This window comes from Kingella potus (assembly GCF_900451175.1).
Taxonomy (GTDB): domain Bacteria; phylum Pseudomonadota; class Gammaproteobacteria; order Burkholderiales; family Neisseriaceae; genus Neisseria; species Neisseria potus.
In genome coordinates, this window is the sequence record NZ_UGJJ01000002.1 from 42,443 (window position 1) to 58,095 (window position 15,653).

Below are 15,653 nucleotides of genomic sequence, written 5' to 3' on the forward strand. Positions count from 1 at the left end.
GTTTGTATCGAAATCGGTTCGTCGCGGCGCAAAGCTGCCGCATCAGAGTATCAATAAGACATAAAAAAGAGTGTTGCGGATGATGCAACGCTGCAATCAGGAGCCTCCATGAAACGTTTAACCCTACTGACTTTGGCGTTGGCCGGCGGTGTGGTGTTTGCCGCGCCCAAGGCGGATGTCGCCAAAGGCAAACAGATTGCCCAAACCGTCTGCGCGTCCTGTCATGCCGCCGACGGCAACAGCGGCATTTCCGCTTATCCAAAACTTTCCGCGCAACACGCCCGCTATCTTGCCGTGCAGACTGCCGCCATTAAAGAGGGCAAACGCACGACCGGAGGGGCGGCAGCAATGAAACCGATGGTGGCCGGCCTCAGCGAACAGGATATTGCCGATGTGGCGGCGTTTTACGCTACGCAGACACCCAAGTCCGGCGAAGCCAATCCGAAAGACAATCTCAAACTGGGTGCGCAGATTTTCCGTGGCGGTTTGGCCGGTAAAAAGCTGCCTGCCTGTATGTCCTGCCACGGCCCGAACGGTGCGGGCATTGTCGGCGGCGGTACGGATGTTACTGCCTATCCGCGCTTGGGCGGTCAGCACAAAGACTATACGGTTACGCAGATTAAGGCTTATGCCGCCGGGCAGCGCACCAGTCCCAACGGTATGATGGAGGAAATCGCCAAGCGGATGTCGGAAGACGAAATCAACGCCGTGGCAAACTTCATCCAAGGCCTCCATTGATTTTCAGACGGCCGACTTCTGTAAAAACATGGTCAGGCCGTCTGAAAAACACGATTGATTCGGCCTATGAGCAACGGGCTGCCGATATGTCCAAACTTATCGGCAGCCCTGTTTGTAGTAGAATGTGCGTCTTTGATTTTCCGTATTTTTTCCCTTTCTTTCTCTCCCTGCCATGACCACCGCCGAAAAAATTCCGTTGAGCCGCCGCCCGTGGTTTGCCTTTTTAAGCTCCATGCGCTTTGCGGTTGCCTTGTTGTGCGTGCTGGCTGTTGCTTCGATGATTGGCACCGTATTGCAGCAGAATCAGGCCCAGGCGGACTATATCGTCAAATTCGGCCCGTTTTGGGCGCGGATTTTCGGCTTTCTCGGCCTTTACGACGTATACGCTTCGGGCTGGTTTGTCGTCATCATGCTGTTTCTCGTGCTCAGCACCGCGCTTTGCCTGTGGCGCAATGTGCCGCCGTTTTGGCGGGAAATGCGCTCGTTCCGTTTGAAAGCCTCAAAGCGTTCGCTGGCGGCAATGAAACATAGTGCCCTGCTCGACAAGCCGCTGCCGCCGGAAGTGGCGGTGCGTTATTTTGCCGCACAGGGCTTTGCCGTGAAGCGGCAGGAGCGCGAAGACGGCTCGGTGCTGGTGGCGGCGAAAAAAGGGGCGATGAACAAATGGGGCTATATTTTTGCCCATCTGGCGGTAATTGTGATTTGCCTGGGCGGGCTGATCGACAGCAATCTGCTGCTGAAAGCCGGTATGCTGGCGGGCAAAATCGTGCCCGACGATACTGCTGTGTTCGCCCGCGATTTCAAACCGCAAAGTGTGCTGGGCGCGGGCAATCCCTCGTTTCGCGGCAATGTGAACATCAGCGAAGGGCAGGAGGCGGACGTTGTCTTCCTCAATGCCGACAAAGGGCTGCTGGTGCAGCAGCTTCCGTTTTCGGTGAAACTGGAAAAATTCCACATCGATTTTTATCCGACCGGTATGCCCAGCGATTTTGCCAGCGTTTTGGCCGTTACCGACAAGGCTACGGGCAAAACGGAAAAACACACCGTGCGCGTCAACCATCCCTTTACCCTCCACGGCGTAACCATTTATCAGGCCAGCTTTGCCGACGGCGGCTCGGACGTGCGCTTCAAGGCATGGGATTTGGCCGACGGCGGCAGCAGCTTTGCCGATTTGTCCGGCCGATCGATGAATACTTTTCCGCTCAATATGGGTGGCAAACAGCAATATACGCTCGAACTCGACCAGTTTTCCTCTATGAACGTGGAAGACATGGAGAGGCCGTCTGAAAAGGTTTCAGACGGCCTGCAAGACAAAATCAACGATGTGCGCAGCGTGCGGCAGGACAAAAAATTCACCAACATCGGCCCCAGCATCGTTTACCGTCTGCGCGACAAAGCCGGACAGGCGGTGGAATTTAAAAACTATATGCTGCCGGTAAAGCAGGAGGACGGCCGTTTTTTTATGACCGGCACCCGCACCGGCCTGGAACAGCAATACCGCTGGCTGCGTATTCCCGCCGATGACAAAAACAGCCCCGACACCTTCATGCTTTGGCGCGAACTGATACGCGACGAAACCCTGCGCCGCAGCATTGCCGCACGGGCGGCAGAAAGTGCGCCCGAAGCCATGCGCGGCCAATTTGCCACCGCCGTAGAAAACACCATGGTGTTGTTTGCGCGCGGCGGCTATCTCGAGCTCGACCGCTTTATCCAAACCGCCGTACCCGCCGCCGAACGCGACAAAATGAACGGCTATTTCTACCAAATACTCTATGCCGCAGCCGAGCCGGTGCTGGACGAAGCCTTCAAGCGGCAGGGTAGGCCGCCCCTTGCGGATGAGGCGCGCAAACGCTTCCTGCTCGGCGCGATGGATGCCTACACCGGCCTGACCGAATACCCCTCTCCCGTGCTGCTGCAACTGGACGGCTTCAAAGAAGTCCGTTCTTCCGGCCTGCAAATGACCAAATCGCCCGGCGCGTCGCTGGTATATCTCGGCTCGCTGCTGCTGGTTCTCGGCACGGTGTTTATGTTCTACATCCGCGAAAAACGCGCCTGGATTTTGTTTGACGGCGGCCAAATCCGCTTTGCCATGTCGTCCAACCGCCACGAGCGCGATCTCAAACAAGAATTTCCCGCCCGCCTTTCCGATTTGCGGCGGCTGTCAGAGGAACTCGAAACATGACACACACCAAACACGAACCTTCCGCCGTGCCGCAGCACGAACTGCTGGTACGCCGGTCTTTCTGCAAAAATCTCGGCGGCGCGGACTGGCTGTATGCCGCTCTGATTTTTGCGGTTGCCGCCTTTGTCCAATATACCCTGCCGCACCATATGGACGCATACGAAGTCGTCATACTCTGGCTAAGCGCGGCCTGTGCGGCAGGATTGGGCTGGTTTTTCAAGCCGTTAAGATGGTTTATACCCCTGTCGCTGGCTCTTGCCTACGGCAGCGTCCTGCTTTACGGCGGCGATTTCGCCCACCGCGACCGCTTCCTGCTGCGCTATTTCCTCAGCAGCCAGTCGGCCATCATGTGGCAGTGCGCCCTGATTTTCTGCGCCCTGTTCGCCTATCTTGCGGGCGGCCTCATCGCCCTGCACCGCCGCCAGCAGACCAATACCCTGCTGGGCATGGCCACCGCCTTCGGCTGGCTCTGTGCGCTGGCGGGCTTTACCGGCCTTTTGGTGCGCTGGCACGAAAGCTACCTCATCCTCGGCAGCGCGGGACACATCCCCGTGTCCAACCTTTATGAAGTGTTCATCCTCTTTCTCGTGATCTGCGCCCTGATGTACTGGTATTACGAAAGCCGTTTTTCCGTACAGAAACTCGGCGGCTTCGTCTATCTCTTCATGTCCGGCGTAGTGTGCTTCGTCCTCTGGTACAGCCTCAGCCGCAACGCCCAACAAATCCAACCGCTCATCCCCGCCTTGCAGTCGTGGTGGATGAAAATCCATGTTCCCGCCAATTTCATCGGCTACGGCGCGTTCTGCATTGCCGCCATGCTCGGCGTGGCGCAGCTGCTCGCCATCCGTGCCGAAGCTGCCGACAGCCCGCGCCGCCTGCCCGATTCCGCCCTGATTGAGGAAATCATGTACAAAGCCGTTGCCGTCGGCTTCCTGTTTTTCACGCTGGCCACCATTCTCGGCGCACTGTGGGCGGCAGACGCATGGGGACGCTATTGGAGCTGGGATCCGAAAGAAACCTGGGCGTTCGTCGTGTGGCTGAACTATGCCGTGTGGCTGCACCTGCGTCTTGTCGCCGGCTGGCGCGGCAAAGTGCTGGCCTGGTGGGCCATCGTCGGCCTCGCCATCACCGCTTTCGCTTTTGTCGGCGTGAATCTGTTCCTGAGCGGACTGCACTCCTACGGCGGGCTGTAAGCGCGCGGCGGATTGGCGGCATTTTGTGCGCCGGTATTGAAACAGCAATGCCAAAGGCCGTCTGAAAACCGTAAAACAGGTTTTCAGACGGCCTCTATTGTTTCAGACGGCCTATTTGGCCAGTTCGCTGTCGATTTGGCGGTAGAGCTCGGCGAAATCGGGTTCGCCGACAAAGGTTTTCAGCACGCGCCCTTGTTTGTCGATGAGGAAGGAAGTGGGGTAAACGGCGGTGCCGAAGGCTCGGGCGGCGGCTTTGTCGGCATCGTACATCACGGCAAAGTCTATGCCGTGTTCGCGCACATAGGTACGCACCGTGCTTTCCGGATCGTAAGGCTCGGCGACGGCGAGGATTTGGAAGCCGCTTTGGTTTTTGTAGTGCCGCGACATATCGATGATTTTCGGCATTTCGGACACGCAGCCGGGGCAGGAGGGAAACCAGAAATTGACGAAGGAAACGCGCCCCTGCAAGCGGGCATCGGTAATCGTGCGTCCGTCGAGGTCGGACAGAACGAAAGCCGGCGCGGGCTTGTCCGACGGGATGAGGACCAGGGCGAGGAGGGCGGCCACGGCAAGCAGCGCGGCGGCGGTCAGGATTTTTTTCATGGTGCGGACAACTCTTTCAGGACACTCAGTACGGCAGACGGGAATACGGTCGGGTGGCCGTCTGAAACGGGAACAAGGCTGACGGCGGCTTCTGCGGCGGTGCCGCCGTCGGCAAAGGAAGCGGTTTGGCGGATAACGGCTAGGCGCGGCGCGGCGGATTGGACGCGGCTGCACACAGTCAGCACATCGCCCGCCGCCGCGCTGCGGCGGTAGCGGATGTCGATGCGGGCAACCACGATCTGCACGCCGCCTAGCGTTGCCAACAGGCCGTGCTGCTCGAACAGATGCCAGCGGGCTTCTTCGAGAAATTCGAGATAGCGGGCGTTATTGACGTGGCCGTAGCCGTCGAGGTGGTAGTTGCGGATGCGGACGGTGCAGCCTGCCATCACGGCTCCAGGGGGCGGAAGGCTTCGCGCTCGAACGGCGCGGCGGACAGGTCGGTTACGACGGCGGCGGGGCGGATGTCGAACCATGAGGCGAAAATGTCGGGATGCAGGTCGGGCCACAGGCTTTCATCGGCGCACCAGTCGGCCAGCTCGGCGGCAAACAGTTCCGCCGCTCGGCTTTCGACAATTTTCCAAATGCCGTCGGCGTTGTCGCAGGGATCGGTCAGGTAGGCGTTGGCATCGGATTGCAGCTCTTCCAGCGTCATGCCGCTGATGCCGGCCGATTCCAGCCAGTGCAGGAAAGGTTCGCGCGGAATCAGCAGAAACGCGCTGCGGTTGGTTTCGTACATATTGTGTTCCTTGTCGGTTTGAAAGTCGGGAGGCCGTCTGAAAACGGCCGGCGGGTGTTTCAGACGGCCTGTATTTGTTCCGCCGCCCATTGCGCATACGGATGCCTGCTCAGATAGGCATTGGTAAAACGGCCGTCGCAGGTGATTTCGCGCCCCAGCCAGGCCGGGCGGGGAAAGGCCGCGTCTTCAGAGGGCAGCTCGATTTCGGCCAGCGCAAGCGGCGCGTTGCTGCCGAGATATTCGTCGATTTCAAAGACAAAGCCGCCGACACGGATTTCGTAGCGGCGTTTTTCCATGCAAAACGGACACATCGTGGCAAAAATCTCCCGCGCATGCGCCAGAGGGATTTCGTATTCGAACTCGCTGCGCGTGATGTCGGACACATAGCCTTTGAGCGTCAGCCAGGCTTTGTTTCCGTCGATACGCACCCGCACCGTGCGCTCCTTTTCCACGCTCACATAGCCCTGCACCAAGAGGCGCGGCGCGGACGCTTCCCCGCGCCAGCTGTCGTCCGCCAGTAAAAAACGGCGTTCTATTTCCACAGTCATGTTTCAGACGGCCTTTCCGTGAATCGGTTTAAAACGGTTTGAACACCGCAAAATACAGTGCGGCAGCCATCGCCAGCACCGGAATTTCGTTGAATACGCGGTACCACCTGTGGCTGCGGCGGTTGCGCCCCGCCGCGAAATCCCGCAGCAGGAAAAAACAAAGCAGATGGTAGCCCGCCAGCCCCAGTCCCAACGCGAGTTTGCCGTACACCCAGCCCTGCCCCCACCAGCCCGCCGCAAACGGAATCAGGAAGCCGAACAGCAGAGCGAACATCCCCAGCGGAGTCATAAAACGGAACAGCCGCCGCGCCATTTCCAACAGCCGGCGGTATTCCGCGCCTTCCGTGTCCGCCACCTGCGCCAGATTGACGAACACGCGCGGCAGGTAAAAAAGCCCGGCAAACCACGAAATGATAAAAAACAGATGCAGCAGCTTAAACCACAAATACATTTTTCAGACGGCCTCTTCGTTCCCGCTCCCAAACCGCCCGCATTATATAGCAGGCAATGGCGGCGGACGGCTGCATTTGCTAGAATACCGTCTTTCAAACCAATCTCGAACAAGGGAAAACGACATGCTCAAACAATTTGAAATCCACGGCGGAGTCGTCAAAAACCTCAACGCCTTCCTCATCGAAAAAAACACCGACCTCAAAACCGCGATGGACGACGAAGAGCTGAACAAGCAGGTGGCCGCCATCATCCACGAAGGCCTGCCCGGCATGGTGCGCCGCATCTACTCCCTGCAAAAAATGCAGACTTTCTTCTGGGAAAAGAAAGACCTGATGGTGGACTACGTGGCCGCGCGGATTGAAGCGGCAGAGAAAAAAGCCCGGGCGCGCGAAGAGAAAAAATAACACGCCGCCGCCGCAAACACAGCAAGAGGCCGTCTGAAAAGCCGTTTCAGACGGCCTCTTGCCGCCGCCGCTGCGCGGTTTTGCCTTACAATAGCGCGTGCCGCCCGCCACTCATGCCGAACGGCAACCGCAAAGGCCGTCTGCAAACATCCTGCCGCACCGGTTTGCGATAATGCGTATGCAAAGAACAAAAGGCTCTCCGACACGGTTGCCCGAGAGCCGTATGCGGACAAACAGACAAAAGCACAGTCAGAAACAACATGAAAAACTCCTTCTTAACCAAAGCCGACGACTGGGAAGAACAAATCGACCGCATCCCGTGGCTCATCAATATCTGCCGGCTTACCATCGTCGTATCCATGGTCTGCCTGCACCTGATGGCCGTGCTTACCGAAAACAACGGCCTGCGCGAAATCATGTCGCCCGTCGTGTTTTATGTGTGGACAACGGCGTACACGGGCATTGCGCTGCTCTCGTTCCTGCGCCCGGGCTGGATGCACCAGCGCAACGACCGCCTGCCCAACGCCAGCGCGGTGATCGACATCCTGATGATTATGGTGCTGGTGTACCTCACAGGCGGCATCGGTTCGGGCATCGGCATCCTCGTGCTGCCTTTCGTTGCCACCTCCTGTATGCTCAGCTACGGCCGCTTTCCCGCCCTCTATGCCGGCTTTACCGCCCTGTGCGTCATCTGCGTCATGTTCCTCAACGACCAGTTCGGGCTGGACATGGAAAAATGGAACGGCCGCAGCATCGGCACGGCCGTCGTGCTGATTGCCGCCTCGTTTGCCGTTGCCTACCTCACCTCATACAGCGCGATTTTCCTCAAAGCCGCCAACGCCTCGGCCAAGAAACACAAAAGCAACTACAACCGCGTGCGCGGCCTCAACCAGCTCGTGCTCAACCGTATGCAGGAAGCCGTCATCGTCATCGACCCCGAACTCACCGTCTGGCTGTTCAACCGCCAGGCCAAAACCTACTTCCCCGGACTCGCCCCCGAGCGCAAAGAACCCATCTTCGAAGACATCGCCCGCCGCTGGCTCTACAGCCCCGAACGCACCTTCGAAACCGACATCCACCTGCACCAGCATTCCATGCACGTACGCGCCGTACCCCTGGTGCAGGAAGACGGCAAACTCCTCATGCTCTTCGTGCGCTCCCTGCGCGAAATCGCCTCCGAAGCGATGGCCACCAAGCTCGCCTCCCTCGGACAGCTTACCGCCAACCTCGCCCACGAAATCCGCAACCCCATGTCCGCCATCCGCCATGCCAACGACCTGCTGAAAGAAAGCAGCGAAAACCCGATGGAAAACAAGCTCCACGGCATCATCGACGGCAACATCCGCCGCATCGACAAAATGCTCGAAGAAGTGTCGATGCTCAACAAAAAAGACAACCTCGGCCGCGAACACATCAACATGATGAAATTCTGGCTCTCGTTCAAACAGGAATTCACCCTCAACAATCCCGATGCGGTCCACTGCATGAAAATGGAAATGCAGGGCAAAAACCTCTCGGTAACCGCCGACCCCATGCACGTCCAGCAGATTATGTGGAACCTCTGCAACAACGCCTGGCGGCACAGCAAAAAAGACGAAAACGCCATCAAAGTAACCATCCGACCCAGCGGCAAGCTCAACATCTCCGTCGTTGTTTCCGACAACGGACCCGGCGTGCCGCCCGACATCCGCAACCGCCTGTTCGAGCCGTTTTTCACCACCGCACAAGGCGGCACCGGTCTGGGTCTCTACGTTGCCCGCGAACTGGCGCACGCCAACTTGGGCGAGCTGCATTACCACCCCGAAATGAACGGCTTCGAGTTCATTCTGCCAAAGGACAAAAACCATGAAGAGTAACGATCTGCAACACCCCGTACTGGTGGTGGACGACGAAGCGGACATCCGCGACCTGATGGAAATGACCCTGATGAAAATGGGTTTGCGCGTAGATACCGCCGTCGGCGTGGAAGACGCGAAAAGCAAACTCGAAGGCGGCGACTACTCCCTCGTGCTGACCGATATGCGTATGCCCGACGGCTCCGGCCTCGAAGTCGTACAGCACATCAACCGCCTCGCCCTCGACACACCCGTAGCCGTCATCACCGCCTTCGGCAACGCCGATCAGGCCGTCGAAGCCCTCAAAGAAGGCGCATTCGACTATCTGCAAAAACCCATCACCCTCTCCCAGCTGCGCTCGCTGGTCAAATCCGCCGTCAAAGTAAACGAAGCCGACACCGCCCACGAGCCCAAACCGGCCGCCGCACAGCCCGCGCCGCAGCCTGCCGCCGCACCCGCCTACACCCCGCCGCCCCGCCCGCAGCCCGTTGCCGCCCCGCCCGTCCCCGTCCGCAGCACGCCCGACGCATCCCGCCCCGTCCGCAAAGGCATCTCCGGCGGCATCGACAAACCGATGGCACCCTCGGGCGCGTTAAGCTCCCTGCGCGAACGCTTCCGCAGCGCGCCGCCGCCCGTTTCCGAAATGACCGCCCACAGCCCAGCAGCATCCGAACCCGAAGTCGGCGGCGACATCGATATGCCCCGCCTCCTGGGCATGTCGCCGCAAATGGTAGAAGTGCGCCACCTCATCCGCCGCCTTGCCGGCAGCAACGTTCCTGTTTACATCTCCGGCGAATCCGGCTCGGGTAAGGAACAGGCCGCCCGCAGCATCCACGAGCTATCCCCGCGCACCACCGGCCCCTTTATCGCCGTAAACTGCGGCGCGATTCCCGAAAACCTGATGGAAAGCGAATTTTTCGGCTACAAAAAAGGCAGCTTTACCGGAGCCGACCAAGACCGCATGGGCTTCTTCCAACACGCCGACGGCGGCACCCTGTTTCTCGACGAAGTGGCCGACCTGCCGCTGGCCATGCAGGTCAAACTCCTGCGCGCCATTCAGGAAAAAGCCGTGCGCCGCATCGGCGATGCGAAAGAAACACCCGTAGACGTACGCATCGTCTGCGCCACCCACAAAAATCTCGAAGCCCTTGTCGAATCCGGCGCATTCCGCCAAGACCTTTACTACCGCCTCAACGTCGTTACCCTGCATATGCCGCCCCTGCGCGAAATGCGCGAAGATCTCGGCAGCCTCATCCTGCGTATGCTGCACAAATACAGCGGCAACGTTCCCGGCGGCTACAAACTCAGCCCCGGCGCACAAGAAGCCCTGCTTGCATACAGCTATCCCGGCAACTTCCGCGAACTGGAAAACATCCTCGAACGCGCCGTTGCCCTCACCGCCGGCAGCGTCATCCAAATCGACGATTTGCAGATTACCGCCGGCAACGGCGTGCGCCCCGCCGACCTGAACGAACAGAACGCACCCGCCGACGCATCCTCGTTCGCCCAGCCCGAAGAAGAAGGCTGCGACTGCCCGCCCCTGGATTTCAGCGGCCTGCCCCCCTTTGTGCCGGGGAGCAGCCAGATACAGGAATACCTCGACCTGCTCGAACGCTCCATTATCGAACAAGCCCTGCAAATCACACGCTACAACCGCACCCAGGCCGCCAAACTCCTCGGCATCAGCTTCCGCTCCATGCGCTACCGCATGGAAAGGCTGGGCATAGAATAGGCCGTCTGAAAACAGGCAAACCGTTGTTTCGTCAGGAAACATCTGTGCAGAGGCCGTCTGAAAACCAATTTTCAGACGGCCTTATTTTTTGAAAGTCGTGGAACGCGTGCGTCGCTTTGGCGGTACACCCTGCGGATGGTTTCGGAATGTGTGTTCCTTGAAGCGGACACGCCAGGCGGGATTGCTGCGTAGGGTGTGTGGTGCAGCCACGCACGCGGTTTTGGTTTTCAGACGGCCTCTGCGCTACGCTAGGGAACGCGTGCGTCGCTGGTGCGGCACGCCCTGCGGATGGTTTCGGAATGTGTGTTCCTTGAAGCGGACACGCCAGGCGGGCTTGCTGCGTAGGGTGTGTGGCGCAGCCACGCACGCGGTTTTGGTTTTCAGACGGCCTTTGCGCTACGCTAGGGAGGGCGTGCGTCGCTGGTGCGGCACGCCCTACGGTCCGCAACCTTTTTCCCATACCTGCGGCGCATTTGGGCGTTGTGCCTTGCCCGCCTGCCGTTTGCTGATATGGCTTTATCCGCTGTGCTGCCGCGTTTTCGGCTTGCGCCGCAAATGATGCGCGGGTATTGCCTGTGTTCCAAAAAGGCCGTCTGAAAATTGCTTTTCAGACGGCCTTTTGCCTTTGGTGGCGCGGATGGGGACTAATGCGCTTCGGAAGCCGTTTCCGCATCCGATGATGTTTCCGGCTGCGGTTTTGCTTCAAGGAGTGTTGCCGTTTCGGCGGGCGTTTCCAAAGCGGGGATTTCTTCTGCGGCGGGCGCGGGATGTTCCGGCACGGCGGCGGAAGCCTGTACCGCCGGTTGCGCACCGCCGTCTGCGGGGGCAACCAGCTCGTCGATGTCGATTTCCCCGCCGCTGTCTCCGTTTTCAGACGGCCAGATGCCGATTTGTTTGTCGCGCATCTGCATATAGCCGTCGCGCATCATGATGTATGGATCGAGGGCGGCATCGCCGAGGCTGTCGGTGATGTCGAGATAGCTCTCGCGGGTGCTGACGGCGTTGAGGCCGCTGGCGGCGTAGCGGCCGGCAGCGGTGTGGAAGACGGCATTTTGCACGGGATAGGCCATCAGGGCGGTATTGCCGACGCTGTCGCGCAGGGTGGAGGGGCCGAGCAGGGGATAGACGAAGTAGTGGCTTTTTTTCCAGCCCCATGAGGCGAAAGTGTCGCCGAGGGCGTTTTTGTTGTCGGGGATTCCGCCCGCTCCGGCCACGTCGATCAGGCCGGCAAGGCCGAAGGTGGAGTTGAGGGAAACGCGCATGAAGTCTTCGCTGGCGCGTTTGATGTCCAGCCGCAGGACGTTGCTGCCGAAGCTGACTACGTCGCGCAGGTTGTTGAAGAAGTTGCGCACGCCGGTACGCACGGGGGGCGGCGTGGCTTTGCGGTAGCCGCGTGCGACGGGGGCGAGGACGTAGCGGTCGGCTTTGTCGTTTATTTTGAACATGAAGCGGTTGTAGCGTTCGTAGCGGTCGCGCACGGGCGGGGTGTCGGCGGCTTCGGCGGCGGGCTGTCCGTCAGCTTCCGTTTGGCCGGAGCTGCCGTCGGCAAAGGCGGGGGCGGCGAGCAGGAGGGCGAGGGCGGCGGCGGGCAGGGCGGTGCGGGTTTTCATAGGGGCATCCATTCTCGTACTTCGTACAGTTCGGCCAGTGCGGACACGGCATCGGGGAGGTGGCGCAGCCTGATGCCGCTGTTGCCGCGCAGGGCTTCCAGCAGCAGGGAGAGACAGGCGGAGTCGGCGCGGCCGACGGCGGAGAGGTCGAGGGCGGCGGCGTTTTGGCGGCAGAGCTGCCGGAAGCGTTGGTAGGCGGCCGGCTGTACGGTTTTGACGGTAATGTCGCCGGAGAGGTACAGCACGCCGTCGCGCAGTTCGCAGTTCATGGCTTATTTTCCGCCGTTTTTGCTTTTCAGATCCTGAATCAGGCCATCGAAGCCTTTGTTTTTGATGATCTCGCCAAACTGGTTGCGGTAGACGGTAACCAGGCTTGCACCTTCTACGGCCACGTTGTACACGCGGTATTTGCCGCCGCTTTGGTGGACGGTGAAATCCATGTTGACGGGCTTACTGCCGCCCTGGCTGATTTCGGCGCGGACGATGATTTCTTTGCCGCCTTTGTTGACGACGGGGTTGCCTTTCACATCGACGGCGGAGTTTTTGAATTTCAGCATGGTGCCCGAATAGGTGCGGATGAGCAGGGCTTGAAATTCGCGGGTAAGCGCCTGTTTCTGCGCGGCGGTGGCCTGCGTCCACGGGCGGCCGACGGCCTGCGCGGTCATGCGCTGGAAGTCGAAATAGGGCATGGCGTAGTTTTCGGCTTCTTTGCGTATGGCGGCATCGTTGCTGCCGTTGGCTTTTTTCAGGATGCCCAATACCTGTGCGGCGTTTTCGCGCACCTGGCCGACGGCCTGCTGCGGGGTGGCGTACGCGCTGCCGACGGAGGCGGCGGCAATCAGGACGGCTGTGTAGAAGGATGTTTTCATATGCGTTTTCTCTTTTTCTAACGGACGGTTTGCGGAATTATTCGGTGCTGTTTTCTGTGTTTTCAGACGGCTTGGCGTTGCCTTCGGCGAAATTGGTCATGAATTTGCCGATAAGGTTTTCCAGCACCAGCGCGGAGCTGGTGAGGGTGATGGTGTCGCCGGGGGCGAGGTTTTCGGGGTCGCCGCCCTGCATCAGGCCGATGTATTGTTCGCCGAGCAGGCCGGAGGTGAGGATCTGCGCGGATACGTCGCTGCTGAATTTGTATTGTCCGTCCAGTTGCAGGGCGACTTTGGCACGGTAGGTCTGCGGGTCGAGGGTAATGCTTTGCACGCGGCCGACCAGCACGCCGGAGGCTTTGATGGGTGCCTGCGTTTTCAGGCCGCCGATGTCGGAAAATTCGGCATATACGGTGTAGCCCTGCTGCGCGCCGCCGAAGCCGCCGCCCGCGACGCGCAGCGACAGAAAGCTCAGCGCGGCCGCACCGGCCAAAACAAAGAGTCCGACCCAAAATTCCAAGGTGTTGCGTTTCATAGTGTGTTATCCGGTAAACATAAATGCGGTAAGGATGAAGTCGACGGCCAGCACGGTGAGCGCGGAGGAGACGACGGTGCGCGTGCTGGCGCGGAGGATGCCTTCGGAGGTGGGGACGGCATGGAAGCCCTGGTGTACGGCAATCAGCGTTACCGCCACGCCGAAGCAGGCCGATTTGATCAGGCCGTTGAGCACGTCGTAGCCGAAGGAAATATTGTTCTGCATCTGCGACCAGAAAATGCCGCCGTCCAGGCCGAGCCATTCCACGCCGACGATGTATGCGCCGTAGATGCCCGATACGTTGAAAATCGAGGCCAGCAGCGGCATGGAGAACACGCCCGCCCAAAAGCGCGGGGCGACGACGCGGGCAACGGGATTGACCGCCATCACGTTCATTGCTTCGAGCTGTTCGGTGGTTTTCATCAGGCCGATTTCGCTGGTCATCGCGCCGCCCGCGCTGCTGGCGAACAGAATCGCCGCCAAAACGGGGCCGAGTTCGCGCAGCAGCGAGGCGGCCACCATATAGCCGAGGATGTCGGCGGATTTGAATTTGGCAAGCTGGGTGTAGCCCTGCAAGCCCAGCACCATGCCGACGAACAGGCCGGACACGGCGATAATCAGCACCGACATCACGCCGGCGAAATACACCTGACGGATGCTCAGGCGGATGCGCAGCAGCGAGGTTCCGGAGTGGGCGAGAATCTGCATCAGAAAGAGGCAGACGCTGCCGAGGGAGCGGATGAAGGCCAGCGTTTTCGCGCCGACGGTTTGAATGAAGTCCATAGGTGTGCAGGTGTCGGAAAAGGGTGTTCAGACGGCCTTGAAGCGGGTTTTACGGTCGGGAGGCCGTCTGAAAATGTTTTTTGCGGGTGAGGAAAAACACCCACACGGTTTTGCCCAGTTCGGCCGCCAGGAGCAGGGCGATGGCGGCGCGGGTCTGCCAGAGGTCGGGCAGCAGGGCGGCAATCTGCCGCACGGCTTCGGCTTCGGCAAACGGCACGGATGGCGAAAAATCCAAAAGCCGCAGCGGAAGCTGTGCCGCCACCACCCATCTGACCCAGCGGCGGCGGCGGACAAAGCCATAGACCGATACCGGCAGCAGACAGTAGAGCAGCAGCGCGGACAGCGGCGCGGCGAGAAACAGCAGGCCGTAAGCCGCGCCGCTTGCGGCGAAGCCTTCGGCCGCATCGGCTGTGCGTTCGGCCAGGAAGGTGTAGAGGAACGCGCCCGCGCCGGCATACTGCCATAACGCGGCGGCCAGCGCGGCAAGGTCGGCGGCGGCAAGCAGGATAAAGGCGGCGTGTCTTTTTGTCATACGGTGTGCCTATGCGGCGGAAAATGCTTTCAGACGGCCTTTTCAGACGGCCTCAAAGGCAGGGAGGCCGTCTGAAAAGCGGGGTGGTTTATTGTGTGTCTGCCGCCGGCAGCAAATCGTCTTTGAGCGTTGTGGGTGCGGGGTAGCGGAAGGCGACGGGGCCGTCGGCTTCGCCGCCGACAAATTGTTTTACCCACGGAGAATCGAGTTCGCGCATTTCCTGCGGCGTGCCGGCAAACACGATTTCGCCGTGGGCGAGGAAAATCACCCGATCGACGATTTGCAGCGATTTTTCGATGTCGTGGGTAACCATGATGCTGGTGGAACGCAGGGCTTTGTTGGCGCGGCTGATGAGGTGGGCGATAACGCCGAGCGAAATCGGGTCGAGGCCGGTGAAGGGCTCGTCGTAAATCATGATTTCGGGATCGAGGGCGATGGTGCGGGCGAGGGCGACGCGGCGCGACATACCGCCGGAGAGTTCGGAGGGCATGAGTTTTTCCACGCCGCGCAGGCCGACGGCGTTGAGCTTCATCAGCACCAGGTCGCGGATGACAGGCTCGGGCAGGGCAGTCAGCTCGCGCATCGGGAAGGCGATGTTGTCGTAAACGGAAAGGTCGGTAAACAGCGCGCCGTGCTGGAACAGCACGCCCATGCGGCGGCGGTGTTCGTAGAGTTCGGCATCGGAAAAACGGGCGATGTCGCGGCCTTCGATCAGCACCTGGCCGCTTTGCGCACGGAGTTGGCCGGTAATCAGGCGCATGAGGGTGGTTTTGCCGCTGCCCGATCCGCCCATCACGGCGGCAAAGTTTCCCTGTCCGACTGTGAAGCTGATGCCGTTCAGTATCGGGCGTGCGCCGTAGGCAAAGACGACGTTTTTCATTTCGATGAAGGGCTGGGGCATGG

18 protein-coding genes are annotated in these 15,653 nt (G+C 59.9%); 6 read left to right on the forward strand and 12 right to left on the reverse strand.

Annotated elements, in window-relative coordinates; genetic code table 11:
* Nucleotides 1-108 precede the first annotated feature (108 nt).
* The 3 genes from DYE40_RS06625 to ccsB all read left to right on the forward strand — a co-directional run bounded on the left by DYE40_RS06625 (nucleotide 109) and on the right by ccsB (nucleotide 4,113).
* On the forward strand, nucleotides 109-738 hold the full coding sequence (locus DYE40_RS06625; RefSeq protein ID WP_115308361.1) for a c-type cytochrome: 630 nt from the start codon (nucleotides 109-111) through the stop codon (nucleotides 736-738).
* A gap of 172 nt (nucleotides 739-910) precedes the next feature.
* Nucleotides 911-2,920, forward strand: a complete 2,010-nt coding sequence (locus tag DYE40_RS06630; protein WP_115308362.1) for a cytochrome c biogenesis protein ResB — start codon at nucleotides 911-913, stop codon at nucleotides 2,918-2,920.
* Nucleotides 2,917-4,113: a c-type cytochrome biogenesis protein CcsB gene (ccsB, locus tag DYE40_RS06635; protein ID WP_115308363.1), complete on the forward strand. Its 1,197-nt coding sequence runs from the start codon at nucleotides 2,917-2,919 to the stop codon at nucleotides 4,111-4,113. The genes DYE40_RS06630 and ccsB overlap by 4 nt, the downstream gene beginning before the upstream one ends.
* Nucleotides 4,114-4,224: 111 nt before the next feature.
* On the opposite strand, the gene DYE40_RS06640 is transcribed toward ccsB, so the two are convergent.
* The 5 genes from DYE40_RS06640 to DYE40_RS06660 are packed head-to-tail and all read right to left on the reverse strand — an operon-like array spanning nucleotide 4,225 to nucleotide 6,451.
* Entirely contained in the window at nucleotides 4,225-4,716 is a 492-nt protein-coding gene (locus DYE40_RS06640; RefSeq protein WP_115308364.1) for a TlpA disulfide reductase family protein, read from the reverse strand.
* Complete coding sequence (locus DYE40_RS06645) at nucleotides 4,713-5,102, reverse strand: acyl-CoA thioesterase (protein ID WP_115308365.1); 390 nt, start codon at nucleotides 5,100-5,102, stop codon at nucleotides 4,713-4,715. Before DYE40_RS06645 ends, DYE40_RS06640 begins: the two co-directional genes overlap by 4 nt.
* Nucleotides 5,102-5,452, reverse strand: a complete 351-nt coding sequence (locus DYE40_RS06650) for a VacJ (protein WP_115308916.1) — start codon at nucleotides 5,450-5,452, stop codon at nucleotides 5,102-5,104. The genes DYE40_RS06645 and DYE40_RS06650 overlap by 1 nt, the downstream gene beginning before the upstream one ends.
* 59 nt (nucleotides 5,453-5,511) lie before the next feature.
* Nucleotides 5,512-6,000, reverse strand: coding sequence for a CYTH domain-containing protein (locus tag DYE40_RS06655; RefSeq protein ID WP_115308366.1), 489 nt, complete (start codon nucleotides 5,998-6,000; stop codon nucleotides 5,512-5,514).
* A 28-nt stretch (nucleotides 6,001-6,028) separates the two neighbouring features.
* A complete protein-coding gene (locus DYE40_RS06660; RefSeq protein ID WP_115308367.1) occupies nucleotides 6,029-6,451 on the reverse strand; it encodes a CopD family protein in 423 nt (140 codons plus the stop codon).
* A 124-nt stretch (nucleotides 6,452-6,575) separates the two neighbouring features.
* Here DYE40_RS06660 and DYE40_RS06665 point away from each other — a divergent pair, with 124 nt between their 5' ends.
* The 3 genes from DYE40_RS06665 to DYE40_RS06675 all read left to right on the forward strand — a co-directional run bounded on the left by DYE40_RS06665 (nucleotide 6,576) and on the right by DYE40_RS06675 (nucleotide 10,424).
* On the forward strand, nucleotides 6,576-6,857 hold the full coding sequence (locus DYE40_RS06665) for a hypothetical protein (protein WP_115308368.1): 282 nt from the start codon (nucleotides 6,576-6,578) through the stop codon (nucleotides 6,855-6,857).
* A 260-nt stretch (nucleotides 6,858-7,117) separates the two neighbouring features.
* Nucleotides 7,118-8,713, forward strand: a complete 1,596-nt coding sequence (locus tag DYE40_RS06670; RefSeq protein WP_115308369.1) for a two-component system sensor histidine kinase NtrB — start codon at nucleotides 7,118-7,120, stop codon at nucleotides 8,711-8,713.
* Nucleotides 8,703-10,424 carry a sigma-54-dependent transcriptional regulator gene (locus tag DYE40_RS06675; protein WP_115308370.1) on the forward strand — a complete coding sequence of 574 codons (1,722 nt, stop codon included), beginning with the start codon at nucleotides 8,703-8,705 and terminating at the stop codon, nucleotides 10,422-10,424. Before DYE40_RS06670 ends, DYE40_RS06675 begins: the two co-directional genes overlap by 11 nt.
* Nucleotides 10,425-11,068: 644 nt before the next feature.
* Here DYE40_RS06675 and DYE40_RS06680 read toward each other — a convergent pair.
* The 7 genes from DYE40_RS06680 to DYE40_RS06710 all read right to left on the reverse strand — a co-directional run bounded on the left by DYE40_RS06680 (nucleotide 11,069) and on the right by DYE40_RS06710 (nucleotide 15,651).
* A complete protein-coding gene (locus DYE40_RS06680; RefSeq protein WP_245944087.1) occupies nucleotides 11,069-12,034 on the reverse strand; it encodes an MlaA family lipoprotein in 966 nt (321 codons plus the stop codon).
* Nucleotides 12,031-12,303, reverse strand: a complete 273-nt coding sequence (locus tag DYE40_RS06685; RefSeq protein ID WP_115308372.1) for an STAS domain-containing protein — start codon at nucleotides 12,301-12,303, stop codon at nucleotides 12,031-12,033. Before DYE40_RS06685 ends, DYE40_RS06680 begins: the two co-directional genes overlap by 4 nt.
* Before the next feature lie 3 nt (nucleotides 12,304-12,306).
* Nucleotides 12,307-12,903 (reverse strand): MlaC/ttg2D family ABC transporter substrate-binding protein, encoded by a 597-nt coding sequence (locus DYE40_RS06690; RefSeq protein WP_115308373.1) that lies wholly within the window; start codon nucleotides 12,901-12,903, stop codon nucleotides 12,307-12,309.
* A 37-nt stretch (nucleotides 12,904-12,940) separates the two neighbouring features.
* Complete coding sequence (gene mlaD / locus DYE40_RS06695) at nucleotides 12,941-13,435, reverse strand: outer membrane lipid asymmetry maintenance protein MlaD (protein ID WP_115308374.1); 495 nt, start codon at nucleotides 13,433-13,435, stop codon at nucleotides 12,941-12,943.
* Nucleotides 13,436-13,441: 6 nt separating this feature from the next.
* Nucleotides 13,442-14,218 (reverse strand): lipid asymmetry maintenance ABC transporter permease subunit MlaE, encoded by a 777-nt coding sequence (mlaE, locus tag DYE40_RS06700; RefSeq protein ID WP_115308375.1) that lies wholly within the window; start codon nucleotides 14,216-14,218, stop codon nucleotides 13,442-13,444.
* A 49-nt stretch (nucleotides 14,219-14,267) separates the two neighbouring features.
* Nucleotides 14,268-14,750 carry a hypothetical protein gene (locus DYE40_RS06705; RefSeq protein ID WP_115308376.1) on the reverse strand — a complete coding sequence of 161 codons (483 nt, stop codon included), beginning with the start codon at nucleotides 14,748-14,750 and terminating at the stop codon, nucleotides 14,268-14,270.
* Nucleotides 14,751-14,838: 88 nt separating this feature from the next.
* Complete coding sequence (locus tag DYE40_RS06710) at nucleotides 14,839-15,651, reverse strand: ABC transporter ATP-binding protein (RefSeq protein ID WP_115308377.1); 813 nt, start codon at nucleotides 15,649-15,651, stop codon at nucleotides 14,839-14,841.
* Nucleotides 15,652-15,653 lie beyond the last annotated feature (2 nt).

Bases quoted from the DNA above. Each gene is read 5' to 3' on its own strand.
- DYE40_RS06685 (WP_115308372.1), bottom strand. From the start codon at position 12,303: ATGAACTGCGAACTGCGCGACGGCGTGCTGTACCTCTCCGGCGACATT.
- mlaD (WP_115308374.1), bottom strand. From the start codon at position 13,435: ATGAAACGCAACACCTTGGAATTTTGGGTCGGACTCTTTGTTTTGGCC.
- DYE40_RS06640 (WP_115308364.1), bottom strand. From the start codon at position 4,716: ATGAAAAAAATCCTGACCGCCGCCGCGCTGCTTGCCGTGGCCGCCCTC.
- DYE40_RS06660 (WP_115308367.1), bottom strand. From the start codon at position 6,451: ATGTATTTGTGGTTTAAGCTGCTGCATCTGTTTTTTATCATTTCGTGG.
- ccsB (WP_115308363.1), top strand. From the start codon at position 2,917: ATGACACACACCAAACACGAACCTTCCGCCGTGCCGCAGCACGAACTG.
- DYE40_RS06670 (WP_115308369.1), top strand. From the start codon at position 7,118: ATGAAAAACTCCTTCTTAACCAAAGCCGACGACTGGGAAGAACAAATC.
- mlaE (WP_115308375.1), bottom strand. From the start codon at position 14,218: ATGGACTTCATTCAAACCGTCGGCGCGAAAACGCTGGCCTTCATCCGC.
- DYE40_RS06690 (WP_115308373.1), bottom strand. From the start codon at position 12,903: ATGAAAACATCCTTCTACACAGCCGTCCTGATTGCCGCCGCCTCCGTC.
- DYE40_RS06705 (WP_115308376.1), bottom strand. From the start codon at position 14,750: ATGACAAAAAGACACGCCGCCTTTATCCTGCTTGCCGCCGCCGACCTT.
- DYE40_RS06630 (WP_115308362.1), top strand. From the start codon at position 911: ATGACCACCGCCGAAAAAATTCCGTTGAGCCGCCGCCCGTGGTTTGCC.
- DYE40_RS06650 (WP_115308916.1), bottom strand. From the start codon at position 5,452: ATGTACGAAACCAACCGCAGCGCGTTTCTGCTGATTCCGCGCGAACCT.
- DYE40_RS06645 (WP_115308365.1), bottom strand. From the start codon at position 5,102: ATGGCAGGCTGCACCGTCCGCATCCGCAACTACCACCTCGACGGCTAC.
- DYE40_RS06675 (WP_115308370.1), top strand. From the start codon at position 8,703: ATGAAGAGTAACGATCTGCAACACCCCGTACTGGTGGTGGACGACGAA.
- DYE40_RS06665 (WP_115308368.1), top strand. From the start codon at position 6,576: ATGCTCAAACAATTTGAAATCCACGGCGGAGTCGTCAAAAACCTCAAC.
- DYE40_RS06655 (WP_115308366.1), bottom strand. From the start codon at position 6,000: ATGACTGTGGAAATAGAACGCCGTTTTTTACTGGCGGACGACAGCTGG.
- DYE40_RS06625 (WP_115308361.1), top strand. From the start codon at position 109: ATGAAACGTTTAACCCTACTGACTTTGGCGTTGGCCGGCGGTGTGGTG.
- DYE40_RS06710 (WP_115308377.1), bottom strand. From the start codon at position 15,651: ATGCCCCAGCCCTTCATCGAAATGAAAAACGTCGTCTTTGCCTACGGC.
- DYE40_RS06680 (WP_245944087.1), bottom strand. From the start codon at position 12,034: ATGAAAACCCGCACCGCCCTGCCCGCCGCCGCCCTCGCCCTCCTGCTC.